Raw genomic sequence first — 19,606 nt, 5'->3', positions numbered from 1 at the left:
ATATTGTTAATTTCCGCCCCTAAATCTGAAAAAACAAATAGTAATTAACACATAATTAATAGTCAGTTTATACTTCCTAAATTTCTCTTTTGTAAACTTGTTCTTGTTAAGGGCGAACATATATTCAACCACAAATAAAAGAATTCCTCAGAAACAGAACATCGGATTTGCAACTTAGTCGATACAACTTTCCTTTCTCTCCGGTGCTTCTGTTTCTCTTTCCTTTACTCCTTGGCAAAGTCCGGATAAATGAGATATTTTGCTCGAATTGCCATGAACTTGTTACGATCCTTTTCCCAACTGGCTCTAATTTGTTCTTCTGATAAGGAGTTTTCAATTTGAGTTCTCAGATTTGCAGTTCCTGCAAGATTTTCAAAAAAAGAATTGAAAAAAACAGGCTTGTCTTTCAATTCACGATAAGCATTTAATAAAAAAGACAGATCCAATTTTTTCTTCTTTCGAAAATCATCCATACTGATCTTCTGTAAATCGCAGCCAACACATTTTTCACCTTCAAACTTTGGGTATTTACTTGCTCCGGGAATGCTTCTTGGTGTAAACTCAAAATCCCCCTTTGTAAAAGACGGATGTCCATATACTTGAAACGGATAATTTGTACCACGCCCGGCACTAACCACTGTTCCTTCGAAAAAACACAGAGACGGATACAAAGCAACAGACAATTGATTTGGCAGATTTGGCGATGGTTTTACCGGCAACAGATAGGATTTCTCTCGGTTCCAATTTTTGCATGGAATCACTTTTAATTCACATTGTACTTTATTCTTCAACCATTTTTCCCCGTTAATCATTTGCGCATATTCACCTATCGACATGCCATAAACTACAGGAACCGGATGCATTCCAACAAAGGAACTGTATTTTATCTCCAGAACCGGTCCATCCACGTAATGGCCGTTTGGATTTGGCCGATCGAGAACAATTACCTGTTTTCCCTGCTCGGCACAAGCTTCCATCACATAATGCAGTGTGGATATGTATGTGTAAAAGCGAACGCCAACATCCTGAATATCGAACACTACAACATCAACATCTTTTAAATCAGCAGCCGAAGGTTTATAATGCTTTCCATACAAAGAAACAATTGGCAATCCTGTTTTCCCATCTGTACCATTGGTAATTTTCTCGCCCGCATCAGCATCTCCCCGAAAGCCATGTTCAGGACTAAATATTTTGGCAATCTGAATATTCTTTGCCAACAAAGCATCAACCAAATGCTCTCCCTTCGCCAAAGAAGACTGATTAGCAACCACGGCAACTTTCTTTTCGTTGAGAAGTGGAATGTATTCCTCAAAACGTTCTGCTCCGGTTAGTAATGCTTCAGATTGTTTTTGTGCACAAGATGTTACACTTACTACAAACAAAAGGTATGAACACAGCACACAATATTGAATCAATTGTTTTATTTTTCTCATTTAACTAATTTTTCACATCTGTAAACCCGAAATTACTACTTTTGTATTAATCTTTAAAAAGAACCTCAATTTGAATCTAGAACTTTTTATAGCTAAGAAAATTACCATCAGCAAAAAAGGCGGTGGAAATATATCTCATCCTATTATTAGTATTGCCAAAATAAGCATTGCTCTTGGTATTTCGGTAATGATATTGGCTGTAGCTATTGTTACTGGGTTCAAATCTGAAATTACCAACAAGGTTATCGGATTTGGTTCTCATATCCAAATCACAAATTACGATAACAACTCGTCGTTTGAAACTAACCCCATCGAAAAAAATGCAATCTCTGTAAGCAGTATTAAAAAAATACCCGGAGTTTCGCACGTACAATCCTTTGCAACTAAGCCGGGCATTCTTAAAACAAAATCGGATATACAAGGAATTGTTTTAAACGGAATCGGTAAAGATTACGATTGGAGTTTTTTTAAAAATCATTTGGTAGAAGGAAAAACCATTCAGCTCACCGACAGCACTAAAAGTAACGACATTTTGATTTCGGAGAAACTCTCAAATCTTCTTCAATTAAAAGTAGGTAACAAATTATCGGTTTATTTTATTCAGCAACCACCCAGAGTAAGAAGTTTTACCATTGCCGGAATATACAATACCGGAATGGAAGAATTCGATAAACTATTCCTTATCTGCGACATACAACACATTCAGAAACTAAATGACTGGAGTGACAATCAGGTTAGCGGCTACGAAATTTTCATTGATGATTTTGACGATTTAGATCTTATCGACCAACAGATAAAAGGAATTACAGCAACATCATTTACCGATGATGGCGCCGGATTAAAAGTAAGAAGCGTTGTTCGTAAATACCCTCAAATATTTAGCTGGCTGGATATGCTCGATATGAATGTATGGATCATTTTAAGTCTAATGATACTGGTTGCCGGTTTTAATATGGTTTCGGGTCTTTTAATTATTATCCTGGAAAAGACCAATATGATTGGAATTTTAAAAGCTTTGGGTACGGAAAACTGGTCGATTCGTAAGATATTTCTATACCAATCTGCTATGCTTATCGGACAAGGATTATTATGGGGAAATATTATTGGCATCTCCATTTGTCTGCTGCAATTCTTTTTTGAAATTATTCCGTTAGATCCAACCAACTACTATGTAGATACTGTGCCCATCAATCTCAAGCTGAGTCACATTATTCTTTTAAACATTGGTAGTCTGATTGCTACGGTTTCGATGTTGCTTGTTCCCTCCTATTTAATCACCAAAATAACTCCTGCAAAGGCGATCAAATTTGATTAACTCATCACTTCTTCATCCGGCTAAAATGCTTTGAATTGTTAAAAAAGTTAAGAATTGTTATAACTTTTATCTTCTTCCTTTTTGTATAATATCTTTGTTCCACACTAATTTTATTGAATTTATTCTTTAAGAATAAAACTAATCGTTATGATCCGACGTGATTTTATAAAAACCAACGGACTGATATGCCTGTCTGCAATTTTTGGGGTATTCCCAGGATGCAGTCTGCCTTATGAATACAGTCCATATGACAATGAGGTAAAACATAAATTCAGAGATTTAACCGCTAAAAATCTTGAAAAGTTAAAAAAAACAAAAAACGGTAACGAAGCCTTTAAATTTGCATTTATAACAGATACTCACACGTTTTATGATGAATTTGAAGATGCTGTTACTGCTCTAAATAAAAGAGATGATATTGATTTTGTGATACATGGAGGTGATTTAACCTTGAGTGCCCTTCATAAAGAATTTACATGGTTTAACGAAATAATAGCTAAGCTGAACGTTCCTTTTCTTACCGTAATCGGGAATCACGACTTTCTATCGAATGGCGAAAGAATATACCATACCTCCTTTGGTGAAAACAACTATACATTTACTTACAAAGGCTGCAAATTTGTGATGTTTGATAATGTTGTATGGGAACGGAAAAACACAGATCCTGATTTTGATTGGTTCAATGAGAATTTAAAGAATGATGGCAGTGCTAATCTGGTGATTCCGGTCTCACACATCCCTCCTTATTCAGATCAGTATGACGGAGAAGATTCTATACTGAATCAAATACTGGAGAATAACAATGTTAAACTCTCAATACATGGCCATACACACAGCTTTTATCATGGCAAAAAATATGACAAAACAGATTTTTTGGTAGGGGGTGATATTGCTGATAATCACTATCAGGTAATTACTATTGATAAAGACAATTATTCGATTGAAAACATCGCTTTTTAATGAAAAAACATATTTTACCCATTTTAGTATACAGCTGCTGTTTTAGCCTATCAGCCTTGGGAAGTAATCTTAACGGAGGACAAACTGATTCGATAAAAAGAAAATGGTATTTACCCCGTGATGCAAAAATTCAATACGCAGGTAATATTGGCTTTCTTTCTGCCGGAATCACCTACCATCTTGCAAAAGACTGGTATCGTCTTTCATTCATGTATGGAAGTACATCAATGCATTCTCATGTTCATACTCTAAATACAGTTGCAATTAAGAACACATTTCTGATCAAACAATTTCACATTGGTGATTTTGTAGTTGCTCCAATGGCAGGCTTAAGTATCAATTTTGGTTCAACCCACAATACATACCGAAATTTACCCAGCTACTTCCCCAATGATTATTATTTTCAGAATAAAATACATTTTGCTCCTTTTGTCGGCGCTATGGTTTACCACCCTCTTCCTTACAAAATAATTAAAGGAATCGATTTTTACACCGAAATTGGAACAATTGACAATTATCTTTTAGAAGGTATAAGAACAGAATATGTTAAACTTTACGATATCTGGAATCTGGCTTTAGGCATTTCCATTCATTTTTAAATATCATTCCCAACTTACAACGGCCAGTCGTTTTTTACCATCCAATTTAACGCTTAACGGCTTTTTAAACTGAACGTGACGAACGGCACCATATTCGGCAATCAACTCTTGCTTTTTAAGTGTTTGATAATCGATAAAGGATGTTTCTGAATGGTGGTGAATGGAACTGTAGCCAATATTCATAGATGTTACATTGTGAAAAAAGTGAGATCCCGATGATGCTTCCAAAGGATAATCCTCGAAGCTGGTCTCTACAATTAATTTCGAGAAAGAAATGTCGTTCCACTTCACGGGAATTCCGATCCATCGGTCGCGGGTGCCCCAACGCCCCGGGCCAATCAATACAAAACGTTTATTTTTCTCTCTCATTTCCTGATTTATTTTTGAGATAGTATCCGCAATCTCAAGAGTCAAATCTTTTTTGAATAATTCGGGCACAACATAAACAACATCAACAATATCATCCACCAAACCGTTTCCCATACTCATTTCAGAAATCATCAAAAGCTTGTTTTTGTCAATTTCATTCAAATCAATATTGTAATCATCAATATTACCAACTAAAGGCTTTATCTGCAGAAGATAAAACGAAGCCTTCCCTTCTTTATCTTTCGTTAAATCAACAGCAAACTCTATCTCAATCGGTGAGCCCATTGCTTCTTTTATAATATCCAAAACAAGTTCAATCGTTTTTGCCAGTGGTATGTAGTTGTATTTTAAAATATTGGCAAAATTGACGATTCTTGGTCCCATAATATCCAAACCAGGACTAATCGTATCGCTCATGGAATTATAAACAGAAGCACAATGCACTAAATTACCATGTTCTTCTGCTTCATCAATATCCAGACGAATTAACCCTGCCGTATCGCCCTCCAAAAGATCCAAATCTTTTTTATTGAGGTCTACAGCATAAAATTCTACCTGCGAGTTTTTAAACTGATCTTTCGCGCTGTTATTCTCAATAGTTGGGAAAACAGGTGAGAACCGAAATGCCTTTTCACCATCCACAACATATTTACCCAAACCAACACCTATCACGGCGTATCCTTCTTCGGGTTTCATGTGCCCAAAAGGATAGTAATTATAGGATTGAGCTACGCCCGAAATGTGAGGATAAAAAGCCGATTCATACTGATTGCCCACCACTTCCTGAATAACCACAGCCATTTTTTCTTCCTCAATTTTATAATTCATGGCCGAAACATTCAATCTTGCATCGATGGAAAAAATGGACGCATAAACCAATTTTACCGCGTCGGTTACCTGCTTAACCCGAACATTTAAATCGGAATGATTATTGGGTACAAGGTAGGTTTGAAAAACCCCTGCTACCGGCTGAAGCAATGAATCTTCAAACAATCCGGAAGACCGGATTGCCAGTGGCTGCTCAAAATTCTTCAGCATGATTCTTATTTTTTGAACCAAACGCTGCGTTAAGTCTGCATCCAGAAATAACCGCTGAATTTGCTCAAAATCATCCAAATCCTTAATCCGGTCTAAAAGGTTATTTCGATCTAAGAATGATTCGTATTCATCGACACCAATTACTGCGGTCAAAGGCGCCTTTATATTTATCCCTGGAACAAACCTGCTCAAATTCAGATTAAAAAGCATGGAGTTGATAAAAGCCAATCCCCGCCCTTTTCCACCTAACGAACCTGTAGACAAAGTGACTATATTGTTGGCATTAAGAGCAAAATCAGCATTAAACTCTACAACCTTTCCCTTATTTTTTTCGTTCCGGTAATTCTGAATTACATTAATTAAATAATCCCGGACATCTTCAGCCGATTTAAAATCTGTAATATGATAGGGTGCAATCATTTTAGCAACCCGAATCTCTCCACGGGCCATTAGCCATAAAGAAAAATGATTCTTTTTGGCATGATAAACCAAAGATTCGCCCGGAATATGATACAAATAGTCTTCAAATTCTTTTAACGATTTTGCCGTAGCAATTTCATTGCCCATGGCATCTTTATACACAAAATCACCAAATCCCAAAAACTGACGAATAAACAAACGAATATCCCCTCTAAGTGTTTCAGAGTTTTTATCGATAAAGCTAGTCTTCAGCTTAAAAGCATGGCTGGCATTGGAAACATCCGACGATTGCAATATAACTGGTAGATTAGGGTATTCTTCTTTGATTTCTTTTACCAAACGAATTCCGGCATCATCTAAAAATATTCCATCTTTTTTAAATTTCACATCCGAAATTAAGCACAATAAATACTCCCTAAACCGATAATAAATATCCATTGCCTCTTCGTAATTCGAAGCCAGCAATATTTTGGGCCGCGCCCGTAAACGAAGAATTTTATACTGAGCATCGGTACTCACATCATCGATTATTCGCTGGGTTTGTGCCAAAACACTCTGATAAAGCATTGGCATATATCTGGAATAATACTTCGCCGAATCTTCAACCAGTAAAATGACCCGAGCCAATCCAATCTTGGTATCATTTTCAACATTCACCTTATCTTCCAAACTCTTAATCATGGCAAAAAAAACCTGTGATTCGCCATTCCACACAAATATTTTATCTACACTTTTCAACTCTGTCCGTTGTTCTTCAAACAGAGCGATATCAGCATCATTATTCAGCAATAAAAAAATGGATATGTAAGGAAATTCTTTTTTAATTCGTTCACTTAAAAGGATTGGTGTTTTTTTATCTACACCAACCATTAATATAATCATATCAAAATGCCTGGAATGCAACTGTTCCATGCACTCTTCTAAAGTAGACACACCTGTAACCCGAGGCATTGAAGTTAAATTTAACTGATGATATTCACTGGAAATTTGTTCTGAAAAACGCCCTTCGCGCTCAATACAATAAGCATCGTATAAATTCGCAACCAACAATATTTCCTTTACTTTAAAAGGCATTAAATCGTGATAAATATCCCGGTCGGCATTGTTTTTATTCAAAAAATCCTGTAATAATTTACGATTCGTAACCGGAACATAGGGGCCTATTATTTCCTTCTTTTTAGGATCAACTTTCCTTTTCTGACTGAGCAGTTCTTTTCCCGTTTCACTATTGATGTAACCAACAATAATATTTCCAATATTCTCAATCAAGTGCCTTTCTTCTTTCAAAAAAGGACCTTCATCCTGTGCTGGAAATTTTTTCACATAACACACCTCAATTCGTCCGCTTCGATTATTGATCGTTAAAAATTCCTGAGTTAGAGTCCATTGGGAGAGACGAAATCCAGGACTAAGGTATTCTTGTCCGTCAAATACAATACGGGCAACCGTAAACTCCGGATATTGCCATGCTTTAGGAAGAATAAAGCAGATTTGCTGTAAAGTATCCTCAATGGACTTTCCTTCCTTGATAATACCTGTTGTTTGATTAATTGCGGAAAGTTCTTTTAAACGCTCAATGTTTTCAGCTATAATCTTATTGATTCCCTGCTCTTTACCTGAATTTGATTCCATACATTTTCGGTTTACTTACGTAGATGCATTAAAAATTGTAAAAAGATCGTAGTGATTTGGCTACTGTTTGTTGGTTCTTTTAAATTTAAACAATTTAAGTGAAACCTAAGCCCTTGACCTTGAGGGATTTCTTTTTTACCTTTAAATGTAATCCCAGCTATTTCCGATTGCGTTCATTCACACCCAGTATAATTCATGTCTAACTTAAACATTAATTACCATGACAACTATGTTAAAGGCTCCTTCCAGCAAGGAATTTATGGACAAATTAAAAAGTAGAACACCAGGAGAAATTGAATTTCATCAGGCCGTTCACGAAGTGGTGGAGTCATTACTTCCTTTTTTAGAGGAAAATCCAAGGTACAAAACAGCTAAAATCCTGGAACGGATTTCAGAACCTGAGAGAATTTTAATTTTCAGAGTTCCCTGGGTTGATGACAAAGGGGAAATTCAGGTGAATCGCGGATACCGTATTGAAATGAACAGTGCAATTGGCCCTTACAAAGGTGGATTGCGTTTTCACCCAACAGTAAACCTTGGTATTCTAAAATTTCTTGCATTCGAACAAGTTTTTAAAAACAGCTTAACCACACTCCCAATGGGAGGTGGAAAAGGAGGCTCAGACTTTGATCCGAAACAAAAATCGGATAATGAAGTAATGCGGTTCTGCCAAAGTTTTATGACTGAACTTTGTAAGCACATAGGACCAAATACTGATGTTCCTGCCGGAGATATAGGTGTTGGAGGCAGAGAAATTGGATATCTGTTTGGTCAGTATAAACGAATACGTAACGAATTTACAGGCGTTTTAACCGGTAAAGGTGCCGAATGGGGAGGAAGCGTTATCCGTCCCGAAGCAACCGGCTATGGCAATGTATATTTTGCCGAAGAAATGCTGAATACGAAAAATGACAGTTTAAAAGGAAAGATCGTAACAGTTTCCGGTTCAGGAAATGTTGCTCAGTTTACCGTCGAAAAAGTGAATGAATTAGGCGGTAAAGTGGTTACCTTATCCGATTCTTCCGGTTTTATACACGATCCGGATGGAATTGATGGAGAAAAACTCACTTTCGTTATGAGACTTAAAAACATTAAACGAGGTAGAATCGAGGAATATGCAAAGAAATACAATGTTGCCTATTATCCAAATGCAAGACCTTGGGGAGTGAAGTGTGATGTTGCTTTACCAAGTGCTACTCAAAATGAAATAAATGCTGAAGAAGCACAAATTTTAATTGATAGTGGCTGCATTTGCGTTTCGGAAGGTGCCAATATGCCTTCTACTCCCGAAGCTGTGGATATTTTTATTAAAAATGAAATATTGTATGGTCCCGGTAAAGCGGCCAATGCAGGTGGTGTTGCCGTCTCCGGATTAGAAATGTCGCAAAATGCAATGCGTTTAAGCTGGACCCGAGAGGAAGTTGACAATCAGCTTCAACGAATCATGAAAGATGTCCACACCACATGTGTTAAGTATGGAAAATCTTCAAATGGATATGTAAACTACGTAAATGGTGCAAATATTGGTGGATTTGTAAAAGTTGCCAATGCAATGATTGCCCAAGGAATAGTTTAGATGTTTAATCAAAAAAATATGGGTTGTTCTTTCCGAACAACCCCTTTTTATGCCAAATAAACTTACAGCAACTTATTTTCCCCTTTCATAATGTCAGGATTTTGTTAATTTTATCCTCCCAAACCAAAACCCAAATTAATGAGCCCAACAACCAAAGCCCCGGCAATCAAAAAAGGATGGCTTAGAGCAGTATTAATCATTATACCTTTCTTTATCGTAAGCGGAATTTTTCAAGCCTTAGGAGCCTTTATCTGGGCTGCCATTTCAAATGATAATATTTTAGAGGTCTTCCAAAATATATCAGAAATTCCTCCCCTGGGATTTTTAATTATGCAGGCATTGTCAACTTTTGGTACTTTATTGATCATTTGGATTTTTACGAGATTTATTGATCGAAAAAAAATGATTGATTTGGGTTTTTCCTTTCAAAAGCGAACAAAAGATATTCTTTACGGATTGTTGGCAGGTTTTATCATGATGGGAGCAGGCAGTTTAATTCTATATTTTTCTGGAAACTTAACATTTGATTCCATTACTTTTAATTTACTCGGATTAGCTCAGTCAGTCGTGCTGTTTATTTTAGTTTCAATAAACGAGGAAATATTTGTAAGAGGATATCTACTTCGAAATTTTATGGGTTCTATGAACAGATATGCTGCTCTAATTTTATCATCTCTGATATTTATGGCTCTTCATTTAATGAATCCAAACGTGTCAATTGTTGGACTGACCAACATTTTCCTTGCGGGATTACTATTGGGAATTGGCTATATCTTCACTAAAAATCTATGGTTTCCATTGGCTCTGCATTTTAGCTGGAATTTTTTCCAGGGACCAATTTTCGGATACGAAGTTAGCGGAACCAATTCCACCTCGCTAATATCACACAGCATTCATGGGAATGAAATGCTGACAGGAGGACAATTCGGTTTGGAAGGATCAATTCTTGCAACCATTCTTTGTTCTCTTGGCATTGTATTATTCTGGATGGTATACAAAAAACAGAACATTTTATCAACTACAAATAACTAATTGGTCATGAAAATATTGCTTTCATTTTTTTTATTATTTATCCTTTTTGCTTGTTCACCACATTCAAATTCAATTTTAAACAATTACTCTTCTTCCGATTTAGAACGTATTTTCGAATCAGAAAAAATCAATGGTTGTTTTACCATTTATGATTTAAAAAATGATGCCAGATTAAGTTTTAATGAGGAACGATTAGACTCCACATTTCTACCGGCATCAACATTCAAAATACTTAATTCGATGATTGCTTTGGAAACCGGGGTAATTAAGGATGAAAAAGAAATCATTAAGTGGGATAGCATCAACCGCAGCTACGACGAATGGAATAAGGATCAAAATCTGGAAAGTGGATTAAAATATTCTACTGTTTGGGCTTATCAGGAACTAGCACGAAGAATTGGAGAAAAAAGAATGAAGTATTGGGTGGAAGCATCCAATTACGGCAACAAAAATATAAATGGTGGCATTGATGTTTTCTGGTTGAAAGGAGACATTAGAATCAGCCCCAACCAACAAATCGATTTTTTACAAAAATTATATTTCAACCAACTTCCTTTTTCACAAAAAAATCAAGAAATTGTGAAAAAAATAATGATTATTGAACAGACACCTGATTATACAATCAGAGCCAAAACAGGATGGGCTGCACGAATAAACAATCAAATTGGATGGTATGTTGGCTATCTTGAAAAAGGAGAAAATGTATATTTTTTCGCTATTAATATCGATATTAAAAATTCTGATGATGCTCCTAAAAGGAAAATCATAGTTTCCAAAATACTTGATCATCTTCAATTAACTAAACAAGAGAAATCTTAGCAAATTAAAGACCATGAAAAATATAGTATTGTTTTTATTTCTTACCGTTTCGGCATCCACATTCGCCTCTTCAGGGCAAGAAACCAACACTTACGAAAAAGATTTGAAATATCTGTTCCAGATAAACGGATCGCAAGCAAGCTATCAGGAATCAATTAAAGCAATGATTATTCAGCTTCGAAATCAGGAATCAAATATTCCTACTGAATATTGGGACAAGGCAGAAGTTGAATTCGTGAATACTTCGGTTAATGATTTAATCAAAATGCTTCTGCCAATTTACCGACAGAACCTTTCTCACGAGGATGTATTAGCAATGATTGAGTTTTACGAATCGGTTGCCGGAAAAAGAATCGCTCAAAAATTACCAAAAATCACCACTGAAAGTATGCAGGCCGGAATGTCGTGGGGACAAACAATCGGAGAAAAAATAAAAGCAGATATTGAAAGCAAAGGCTTCAAAATCAGATTGCCCTTTACGCCCTAATTTCCAAATCAAAATTCATTAAAACAAGGGGCAAACCTGAATTAAATCATTTCTTAAACAACAGATTATTAGTATTTTTTAGGGTTACTAAAAACTAACCCAATGACTAGTATATTCACACCCAACAAAAACTATCTTCAAACCAAAGAGCAAATTGGCTATGTCCCCCGCCAGCAAGCCACCGAAGACGATTATCGTCGAATAGGTTTCATGTCCGGACTAGAAGTTCACCAGCAACTTGACACAAAAGAAAAATTGTTTTGTCACTGTCCTTGTGGTGTCTTTCACAAAAACGGAGCTTACGATGCAGAGATCATAAGACATATGCGCCCGGCAATGAGCGAACTTGGCGGATATGACGGCACAGCCCTAATGGAGTTTAAAACCCGAAAAAACATTATTTATCGTATCAACAACGAAACAGCCTGCACTTACGAAATTGATGATACTCCTCCCTTTAGAATTAATCAGGAAGCTCTGGGAATTGCCCTTCGAATCTCACTTTTGTGCAAATTAAATATTGTAGGTGAGGTACATATTACCCGAAAACAGTATTTGGATGGAAGTATACCAACAGGCTTTCAGCGAACCGCAATTTTAGGTGTGAACGGTCAGATTCAACTAAGCAATAAAAAAGTAAATCTGATACAATTAAGCATCGAAGAAGACTCTTGCCGTGAAATTTCAGACATTGGACATGAGCGGTATTATAAGACAGACCGTCTTGGCACACCACTCATAGAAACAGTTACCGCCCCCGAACTAAACACTCCCAATGAATTGCAAGAGGCGGCAGAATACATCCGTTTTTTAAATAGAAGCACAGGATTGGTTCGCACAGGAATGGGAGCAGGTCGCGAAGACGTAAATGTTAGTTGCAAAGGCGGATCGAGAGTAGAAATTAAAGGAGTCGCTCACAACAAATGGATTCCGGAACTTTCACACAATGAGGCTTTCAGACAATGGGCTTTGCTGAATATCAAAAAAAAATTAGTCGAACGAATTCAAAAAGAAGATTGGAGCATTCTCACACAAGAATTAGATTATCACGACTATAATTTCACATATGCCCCCTTAATTGAATGCAAGGAAAAAGAACATCAGATTATTGCTGTTAACCTTCCGGAATTTAAGGGATTACTATCACACTTCACGCAGCCAAACCAAAATTTTGCAGATGAAATTGCTCAGCGCTTAAAAGTAATTGCCTGTATAGAACATCCCAATTTAGTTCATTCAGAACAGGAAGAAGAATTGTTGTCAAAAGAAGATTTTAGTAAAATACTCATCAAATTAGGATCAAATTCTAATGATGCGCAATTAATTATTTGGGGAGCGAAAGAGGATATTCCTACAGCAATTGAAACAATAGCGGAACGTTGCAAAATGGTTTTTGATGGTGTCCCAAACGAAACACGCAAATCGTTGCCCAATGGAACAACAATCTTCGAGAGAGTTCTTCCAGGTGCCGATCGAATGTACCCGGATACAGACTCCGCTCCAATCCCCTTATCGGATGAATACATCAATGATCTTGGTAAAGATTTACCAAATGATATTTGTGAGCGAATTAATCAAATGGATGAATGGGGAGTACCTAAAGATTCTCACCATTTTATACTTAGCAAAGACCTATATCCAATCATTAACGAAATAACTGACAGATTTCAATTCGATCCTAAAAGTACTGGAATATTTTTTGGCCACACTTATAAAAACATCATTGGGAAATACAGCATCCATCCCGAATTCAATTACCGAAAATTAGTCGGACTATTCAAGTTCATTCACGATCAAGAATTACATCCAAACATTGCACGATACCTTTTACCTATTCTCTACCAAAACCCAAGTATGGATTTTGCCTCCATGTTAATCAGCTTAAAATTTAAAAAAAGAAGTCTGGCCGAGTTGATCGCTCCAATTGATTTTCTGGAAGAAAAATTTAAAGACTTACATCCATCAGAGAAAAGTGAAAATGCCAGTCACTGGATCATGGGGCAATTGCACCGTCAGGCAATTGGGAATATTGAATTAAGAGAATTAAGAATAAACATCGACAAACGACTTAACTAATGGAAGATATTTTTCAAGGATACAAAGGAATGGCTCTTGATACCCTAAAAAAATACAGTGTTCGGGTATGGGGTAAAACACATATTGTTACCACCCGGGGCGAATTCGACGGAACCATCTTACCCAGAGCAGAAAACGATGATGACCAACACATTGTGCTTAAAATAATAACAGGTTACAACATTGGAATAAATGTTACAACCATAAAAGAAATGAAGGAAACCGGTTACAAAAAAGCGAATTATAAAGTTCCCGAAAAAGAATTTCCTTATACAGATGGACAACCAGCTGTAAAGTTGTTTGGCACCGGAGGAACAATCGCATCCCGCTTAGATTATAGAACCGGAGCCGTTATTCCCGCATTTTCTCCTGGAGAACTTTATGGATCTGTTCCTGAACTGGCCGATATGTGTAATCTATCTACCGAGAAAGTTTTTGCTGTGTTCAGTGAGAATATGGGGCCTAAACAATACATTTCCTTAGCCATTGCAATTGGAAAAGAAATTGAAAACGGAATTGATGGAATTATTATCGCTCATGGAACAGATACATTGCATCATACTGCAGCCGCCTTAACCTATATGGTTCAGGATTCACCCGTTCCAATTGTTTTAGTAGGTTCTCAGCGATCATCAGATCGTCCGTCATCAGATGCAGCTTTAAACTTAATGCACTCAGCAGTGGCTGCCGGTCATGGTGATATTGCAGAAGTAATGGTTTGTATGTTTGGCCCAACTTCAGATGAATACGGATTTTTACATCGGGGAACCAGAGTGAGAAAAATGCATTCAAGTTATCGATCTACCTTCCGAACTCTTGGTGATACACCTTTAGCTACTGTTACCAGAAAGGGGGTTAAACCAATTAAAAAACAGTACAATCACCGACGAAAAGATCGAAACGTAAAAATCCTTCCTTACTTCGAAGAAAAAGTTACTATTTTATACTACTACCCAAATATGCAACCCGATATTATCGATGCATTAGTTGACTGTGGCTATAAGGGAATAATTATTGCAGGTACCGGACTTGGTCATGTCAACAAACCGGTTTACCCAGCTTTAAAAAGAGCAGTTGAAAAAGGAGTTCATATATTCATGACCGTGCAAACTCTTTGGGGCTACACTCACATGTTTGTTTACGATACAGGAAGAGATTTACTGGCAATGGGAATTGTTCCGCTTGATAATATGCTGCCCGAAGCCGCCTATATTAAATTAGGATGGACATTAGGCCAAGCAACCAACCGGCAAGAAGTAATTGATATTATGCAAAAACCCATAAACGACGAAACAACCAAAAGAGAACCCTATAATGGATATCTCGTGTACCAGGGAGGAGTTCCGGAAGTAGAACAATTTGTTAAAAATTTTAGAAAATAATTTGAACCCCGATCTTTTCCGGGGTTTCTTTTTGCTGTTCAAAAAAAGATTAATAATTTTTTCTTATTAGAGGGAAACATTATTCTTATCTTTAAGTATTATTAGAAAAAAGCCTTTATGAGTACTTTCGAAACAATATTTGACCTCGAACAATTTACCAGTATAGTAAACAATGAACTAAATAATGGGTTGCCTGGTTTCGAGGCTCAAAACCTAATGTCCCCATCAATTCGGGATCATGCCCTTAAAACAAGTGATCCCAGTATTGCCCGGGATAGTAGTGTTTTACTACTCTTTTATCCAAACAATGGTCAATTGTATATTCCCTTCATGAAAAGAACAACAGGAAACAACAGCCATAGTGGCCAAGTTAGTTTGCCAGGAGGAAAATATGAAGAAAATGATGCAAACAGAACAATAACTGCAATTCGCGAAACAAATGAAGAGCTTGGTGTCGACTGCAAAAAGATTAAAATATTAGGGTTCTTAACAGAACTTTATATTCCGGTCAGTAATTTCATGGTTTTACCCGTATTAGGATATTGCGAAAAAAGACCTGAATTTAAATTGAACGAATTCGAAGTTGAGGAAATAATAGAAATGCCAGTATATCAACTATTAGGAAAAGAGAATATTAGCAATTTCGCTATTAACAAAAATGGATTCGAAATCCACGCTCCTTATTTTCAAGCAAAAGAGCACAAAATATGGGGAGCTACTGCAATGATTTTATCCGAATTAAGAGTAATGTTTCTTCGATCCGGCCTAATTCAATAATACAATGTTTTGGTAATTACTATAACGTTCCAAAATTTTATTCACGTACTGATAAGGCTCCGAACCACGGCAATAACCATATTTTACTACAGGATCATTAAAAAACTCCGGCTTCGATTTATTTAATAAATAATAGTCAACACTTCCCTTCCATTGATCAGGGTTTTTACCATTCTTTTCAGCCAAACGTCTGGCATCCAGCACATGTCCTAAACCCACATTATATGATGCAAGTAAAAATTTCAACTCATCAGTCTTGTCAGACAAAGTCTCATTCAATTTCCCTTTTAGGTATTTCAAATGCCTAACTCCGGCATCAACATTCTCAATAGGAGAAGATAAAGAATCAACATCATATCGATAAGCCGTTTCGGGCATTAATTGCATTAAACCAAATGCACCAACCCATGATTGCGCCTTAGGATCAAAATTAGATTCCTGAGATATCAATGCTGACAGCAATCTCCAGTCCCAATCTATTAGTTTCGCCTTTTCCTTAAGAAGATCATCAAAATCCGAAATCTTACCACTTTTCACAGTAAAATACTCACTTTGCATCATCTCTCCGATACGGCTACTCTTAAAGTATCGTTGATAAATTCTTCTGTATTCTTTCGTTTTTTGAAAATTCATTAACCACATATTAACATCATGAGTTAAATGATTCGCTCCTTTACGCAAGGCCCATGCCAAGTTCTGTGGCAAACTAACACTTGTCTTAAACTCAATACCAGGATAATACGAAGAATTAACCATCGCTACATTTTCATCTGCAACAGTATAATTAATCTCACCACTGGCAACCATCGATATTAGTTCCTCTTCCTCCACCATTTCAACAACTACTATATCAATAGGTATTTCCATTTCATTAGAGAGTCGTACCAAATGCTCCTGAAATGATGATCCTTCTTGTACATGAATTCGTTTACCTCCTAAATCAGCCTTGTTCCTAACGAAACCGGTAGAATCACTAACAGGACTTCGCTGAATTAGTACCTGTGGCGACTGACTATGAGGAATCGTAAAATTGAATTTCTCCATGCGATCCGCAGTCACTGCCAAATTCATCCCTAATAAATCCACATCGCCTCGTTCCAAAGAGGCAAAAGCAGATACCAAGTTATTGTTTACAGTCAACTCTAACTTAACACCCAAGTGTTTAGCCAAAGCTTCCAGCATTTCATATTGAAACCCCATTGTATGCCCCTTGTATACAAAGTAATTAGTGGAATTGTAATCCGTAACCACACGCAACTTACCACGAAGCTTTACATGTTTTAACTCCACAACTGGTTTTTCCTCAATTTGCAATCCAACCATCTTACGGTTTTGATTACAAGTCTGAAGAAAGACCATGAAAATCACAGGGATAAATAATTTTAAATATTTGATTCCAGACATAACTTTTTCCTTTCCTAATTAAAAATTAGAAAAAATCAGATTTCCAACCTAGAAATATTTGATTCCAGTTCTTGGTTTTTAAAATAAATCCTTAATTGTAAAAAGTCCAGATTAGTCCATATTTTAACATGGCTGGATTGAGAGGGTAGTGTGGAGCAACAAAATAACTTTTACTCCCTATCGACGCGTTCATATGTTCATACATAACAAATATACGAGTACGTTTAATTCTAAAGTTAAAGTATACATCAACCTTAGGATAATCACCAATTTCTTTCTGATCCTGCAAAAAGAATTGTCCTGTTGATGGCATATAATCAGGAGCATAAAAAGCTGTATTGTAATGCACGGTAAATCCTACTTGAAGCCCTAATGCGCCTTTAAAAAATGTATTTTTATAATAATTATTACTATAGATTGAAAAAGTTGGTAATGGTAAAATTTTATCCTCAGATCCTTTTTGACCAACCAACTTTTGACTTAGATAAAAGTTTCCCAACTTGAATCTTTTTTCTAAATATCCGGTCAATACCGTAATCCCTTTACCTGTTTGCTCTGGAATAGTATCCAGTCCAAAATAAGTGTAATTATCTATTTGGTTAATTTGCCCACCTATTTTTAAATTCCTTTTCTCATTAAAATATTCAATTCCAAGCTCTAATTCGGTAATTTTATCCAAATTTAAATTCCACTGCTGATGATTTCCATAGTACTTAGAAAGTAAAAAATCAGGTGTTTTAGAATTTAATTTAGCCAGAACAGATACACCGTGATGAATTGAATCTTTTTTTCCAATCCATTTTGTTAATTCATATTTTAGTTCAAAATCATTTTGCTTATATCCTTCGAATACATACCGTCCTGTTGCATTCCAATTTAAAGATGAACCTGCTGAACTAAATAAACTTGCAAGGAGTTGATTGTTATGAATTTTCGTATCCTTTTGATGAAAGGATATTTCATTTACTGCTAATCTGGAGTTGTACTTTCCTAAATCGCTTATTATTCCAAACCTAGCTCCCAAACGAATCCATTTGTTTTTATTTTCATTAAATACAAGCTGAAACATATTTCTAATGTTTGAATATTCAACTTTATCAAATGTAGCCTTAGTATCATAATAATAATTTGAATAAAAAGTATTATCAATTAATGTTTCCTTGTATCTCCAACTATCTGATTCATATGCCAAATTGTAAATAAAATTTATAGGATAAGAATAGGACGTATCCTTCTCTTGAATAACTTCTCTTTCTTCACCAATACCATAGGAATGATTCATGAAAAAGTTAAAATTAGTCAATTTACTTCTTGCATCATCAAGCCGAACTTTCAAATTTTCAGGATCCTCACTCTTCTCAGTTAAGTCTGTATCTTTAGACAATCCACCGTTCTCCTCGTTATTCATACTATTTTGATTCAAAACAAAATCCAAACCGTACCTTTCTTTTTTATAAGAAGAGAAAAAGCTAAAATCATACAACTTTGTTTTCTGATTTTGATACTGCCCATCACTCGAAATTAAATTATAACTAACTCCAACATTCAAGTTAGGATTAATATTCTGTGTTTGCAACACTCTCAATAAATTCTCCGCTCGTCCCTTAGGGCCACCTGTTTCATAATAAACACTTGTAAAAGGTGTGGTTGTATTAAAGAATACGATATCTTCCGGTTTAAGCATATAGTTTCTATAAGGCGAAAACGGTAAGAACTGTTCATTGACATTACGATCTCTATAAACATTTGAAAGATATGGAGAACCTAAATTGCCTAAATAAGTATTAGAAATACTATTTCTAAATATTGGATTGTAATTATGTTGAGAACCCAGAATTGTATCCAATTCAACAAACTCCCTTTTAGAAGAAAAATCAGTAAGTTTCCAACTCTTTATAACAGATTTTACACTATTGTAGCCTAAACTATCAAGTTCATTACCTTCCTTTCCCAATTTACCTCTATTTCCTAGTTTATCTCTTTGAGGATCATCAAAACCACCATCGTAAACCTGAGCATAAGAATTCAGACAATGACAAATCAAAATTGTTACAAGTAGGAAGAATTGTTTCATAGCCAACAAAGATAAACAAACTGTTATTAAGTTGAATGGATTGATTCAAAATATAGGTTAAAAAACCTTAGAGAGAGTTAAATAAGAGAATATTTAGGATCTGTATAGAATTAAGATCAATTCTGCTTTTAAAAATTGCAATAAAAATTTACACATATAACAAAAAAGAGTCTCATTCCATTGTGGAACAAGACTCTTTTAAAAGTTGGC

14 protein-coding genes are annotated in these 19,606 nt (G+C 35.9%); 10 read left to right on the top strand and 4 right to left on the bottom strand.

Translation table 11 applies throughout. The features are described from left to right. Window positions 1-224 precede the first annotated feature (224 nt). Entirely contained in the window at window positions 225-1,436 is a 1,212-nt protein-coding gene (locus tag QUH73_RS13015) for an exo-beta-N-acetylmuramidase NamZ family protein (protein WP_289530876.1), read from the bottom strand. A 70-nt stretch (window positions 1,437-1,506) separates the two neighbouring features. Here QUH73_RS13015 and QUH73_RS13010 point away from each other — a divergent pair, with 70 nt between their 5' ends. From QUH73_RS13010 to QUH73_RS13000, 3 genes are all read left to right on the top strand, one after another. After that, window positions 1,507-2,751: an ABC transporter permease gene (locus QUH73_RS13010; RefSeq protein ID WP_289530875.1), complete on the top strand. Its 1,245-nt coding sequence runs from the start codon at window positions 1,507-1,509 to the stop codon at window positions 2,749-2,751. 147 nt (window positions 2,752-2,898) lie between these two features. After that, on the top strand, window positions 2,899-3,711 hold the full coding sequence (locus QUH73_RS13005; RefSeq protein ID WP_289530874.1) for a metallophosphoesterase family protein: 813 nt from the start codon (window positions 2,899-2,901) through the stop codon (window positions 3,709-3,711). Beyond that, window positions 3,711-4,310: a hypothetical protein gene (locus tag QUH73_RS13000; protein ID WP_289530873.1), complete on the top strand. Its 600-nt coding sequence runs from the start codon at window positions 3,711-3,713 to the stop codon at window positions 4,308-4,310. The genes QUH73_RS13005 and QUH73_RS13000 overlap by 1 nt, the downstream gene beginning before the upstream one ends. A gap of 3 nt (window positions 4,311-4,313) precedes the next feature. Here the strand turns inward: QUH73_RS13000 and QUH73_RS12995 are convergent, their stop codons facing one another. Beyond that, window positions 4,314-7,769, bottom strand: coding sequence for a DUF5752 family protein (locus tag QUH73_RS12995; RefSeq protein ID WP_289530871.1), 3,456 nt, complete (start codon window positions 7,767-7,769; stop codon window positions 4,314-4,316). A 220-nt stretch (window positions 7,770-7,989) separates the two neighbouring features. On the opposite strand from QUH73_RS12995, the gene gdhA reads away from it, so the two are divergent. The 7 genes from gdhA (at window position 7,990) to QUH73_RS12960 (ending at window position 15,918) form a co-directional block, all read left to right on the top strand. After that, entirely contained in the window at window positions 7,990-9,345 is a 1,356-nt protein-coding gene (gene gdhA / locus QUH73_RS12990; RefSeq protein WP_336622391.1) for an NADP-specific glutamate dehydrogenase, read from the top strand. A gap of 138 nt (window positions 9,346-9,483) precedes the next feature. After that, a complete protein-coding gene (locus QUH73_RS12985; protein WP_289530870.1) occupies window positions 9,484-10,377 on the top strand; it encodes a CPBP family intramembrane glutamic endopeptidase in 894 nt (297 codons plus the stop codon). 6 nt (window positions 10,378-10,383) lie between these two features. After that, a complete protein-coding gene (gene blaOXA, locus QUH73_RS12980; RefSeq protein WP_289530869.1) occupies window positions 10,384-11,196 on the top strand; it encodes a class D beta-lactamase in 813 nt (270 codons plus the stop codon). Between the two features lie 13 nt (window positions 11,197-11,209). Then, complete coding sequence (locus tag QUH73_RS12975; RefSeq protein ID WP_289530868.1) at window positions 11,210-11,683, top strand: DUF2059 domain-containing protein; 474 nt, start codon at window positions 11,210-11,212, stop codon at window positions 11,681-11,683. 102 nt (window positions 11,684-11,785) lie between these two features. Next, the gene (gene gatE, locus QUH73_RS12970; RefSeq protein WP_289530867.1) at window positions 11,786-13,759 is read left to right on the top strand and encodes a Glu-tRNA(Gln) amidotransferase subunit GatE; all 1,974 of its coding nucleotides are present in this window, start codon (window positions 11,786-11,788) and stop codon (window positions 13,757-13,759) included. Next, the gene (gatD, locus tag QUH73_RS12965) at window positions 13,759-15,141 is read left to right on the top strand and encodes a Glu-tRNA(Gln) amidotransferase subunit GatD (RefSeq protein ID WP_289530866.1); all 1,383 of its coding nucleotides are present in this window, start codon (window positions 13,759-13,761) and stop codon (window positions 15,139-15,141) included. The genes gatE and gatD overlap by 1 nt, the downstream gene beginning before the upstream one ends. 117 nt (window positions 15,142-15,258) lie before the next feature. Continuing rightward, window positions 15,259-15,918, top strand: coding sequence for an NUDIX hydrolase (locus QUH73_RS12960; RefSeq protein ID WP_289530865.1), 660 nt, complete (start codon window positions 15,259-15,261; stop codon window positions 15,916-15,918). Here QUH73_RS12960 and QUH73_RS12955 read toward each other — a convergent pair. Together QUH73_RS12955 and QUH73_RS12950 are read right to left on the bottom strand one after the other, a co-directional pair. Further along, window positions 15,907-17,322: a transglycosylase SLT domain-containing protein gene (locus tag QUH73_RS12955; RefSeq protein ID WP_289530864.1), complete on the bottom strand. Its 1,416-nt coding sequence runs from the start codon at window positions 17,320-17,322 to the stop codon at window positions 15,907-15,909. The genes QUH73_RS12960 and QUH73_RS12955 overlap by 12 nt on opposite strands. A 91-nt stretch (window positions 17,323-17,413) precedes the next feature. After that, a complete protein-coding gene (locus tag QUH73_RS12950) occupies window positions 17,414-19,396 on the bottom strand; it encodes a putative porin (protein ID WP_289530863.1) in 1,983 nt (660 codons plus the stop codon). Window positions 19,397-19,606: the final 210 nt, after the last annotated feature.

It is taken from the genome of Labilibaculum sp. K2S, assembly GCF_030372765.1.
Classification (GTDB): domain Bacteria; phylum Bacteroidota; class Bacteroidia; order Bacteroidales; family Marinifilaceae; genus Labilibaculum.
This window is presented reverse-complemented; position numbering and strand designations above follow the sequence as displayed.

What these genes read in the sequence shown, in the direction of transcription:
- QUH73_RS12960 (WP_289530865.1), top strand. Translation starts at nt 15,259, where the DNA reads ATGAGTACTTTCGAAACAATATTTGACCTCGAACAATTTACCAGTATA.
- QUH73_RS13000 (WP_289530873.1), top strand. Translation starts at nt 3,711, where the DNA reads ATGAAAAAACATATTTTACCCATTTTAGTATACAGCTGCTGTTTTAGC.
- QUH73_RS12975 (WP_289530868.1), top strand. Translation starts at nt 11,210, where the DNA reads ATGAAAAATATAGTATTGTTTTTATTTCTTACCGTTTCGGCATCCACA.
- QUH73_RS12985 (WP_289530870.1), top strand. Translation starts at nt 9,484, where the DNA reads ATGAGCCCAACAACCAAAGCCCCGGCAATCAAAAAAGGATGGCTTAGA.
- QUH73_RS12995 (WP_289530871.1), bottom strand. Translation starts at nt 7,769, where the DNA reads ATGGAATCAAATTCAGGTAAAGAGCAGGGAATCAATAAGATTATAGCT.
- QUH73_RS12950 (WP_289530863.1), bottom strand. Translation starts at nt 19,396, where the DNA reads ATGAAACAATTCTTCCTACTTGTAACAATTTTGATTTGTCATTGTCTG.
- gatD (WP_289530866.1), top strand. Translation starts at nt 13,759, where the DNA reads ATGGAAGATATTTTTCAAGGATACAAAGGAATGGCTCTTGATACCCTA.
- QUH73_RS12955 (WP_289530864.1), bottom strand. Translation starts at nt 17,322, where the DNA reads ATGTCTGGAATCAAATATTTAAAATTATTTATCCCTGTGATTTTCATG.
- blaOXA (WP_289530869.1), top strand. Translation starts at nt 10,384, where the DNA reads ATGAAAATATTGCTTTCATTTTTTTTATTATTTATCCTTTTTGCTTGT.
- QUH73_RS13005 (WP_289530874.1), top strand. Translation starts at nt 2,899, where the DNA reads ATGATCCGACGTGATTTTATAAAAACCAACGGACTGATATGCCTGTCT.
- QUH73_RS13015 (WP_289530876.1), bottom strand. Translation starts at nt 1,436, where the DNA reads ATGAGAAAAATAAAACAATTGATTCAATATTGTGTGCTGTGTTCATAC.
- gdhA (WP_336622391.1), top strand. Translation starts at nt 7,990, where the DNA reads ATGACAACTATGTTAAAGGCTCCTTCCAGCAAGGAATTTATGGACAAA.
- gatE (WP_289530867.1), top strand. Translation starts at nt 11,786, where the DNA reads ATGACTAGTATATTCACACCCAACAAAAACTATCTTCAAACCAAAGAG.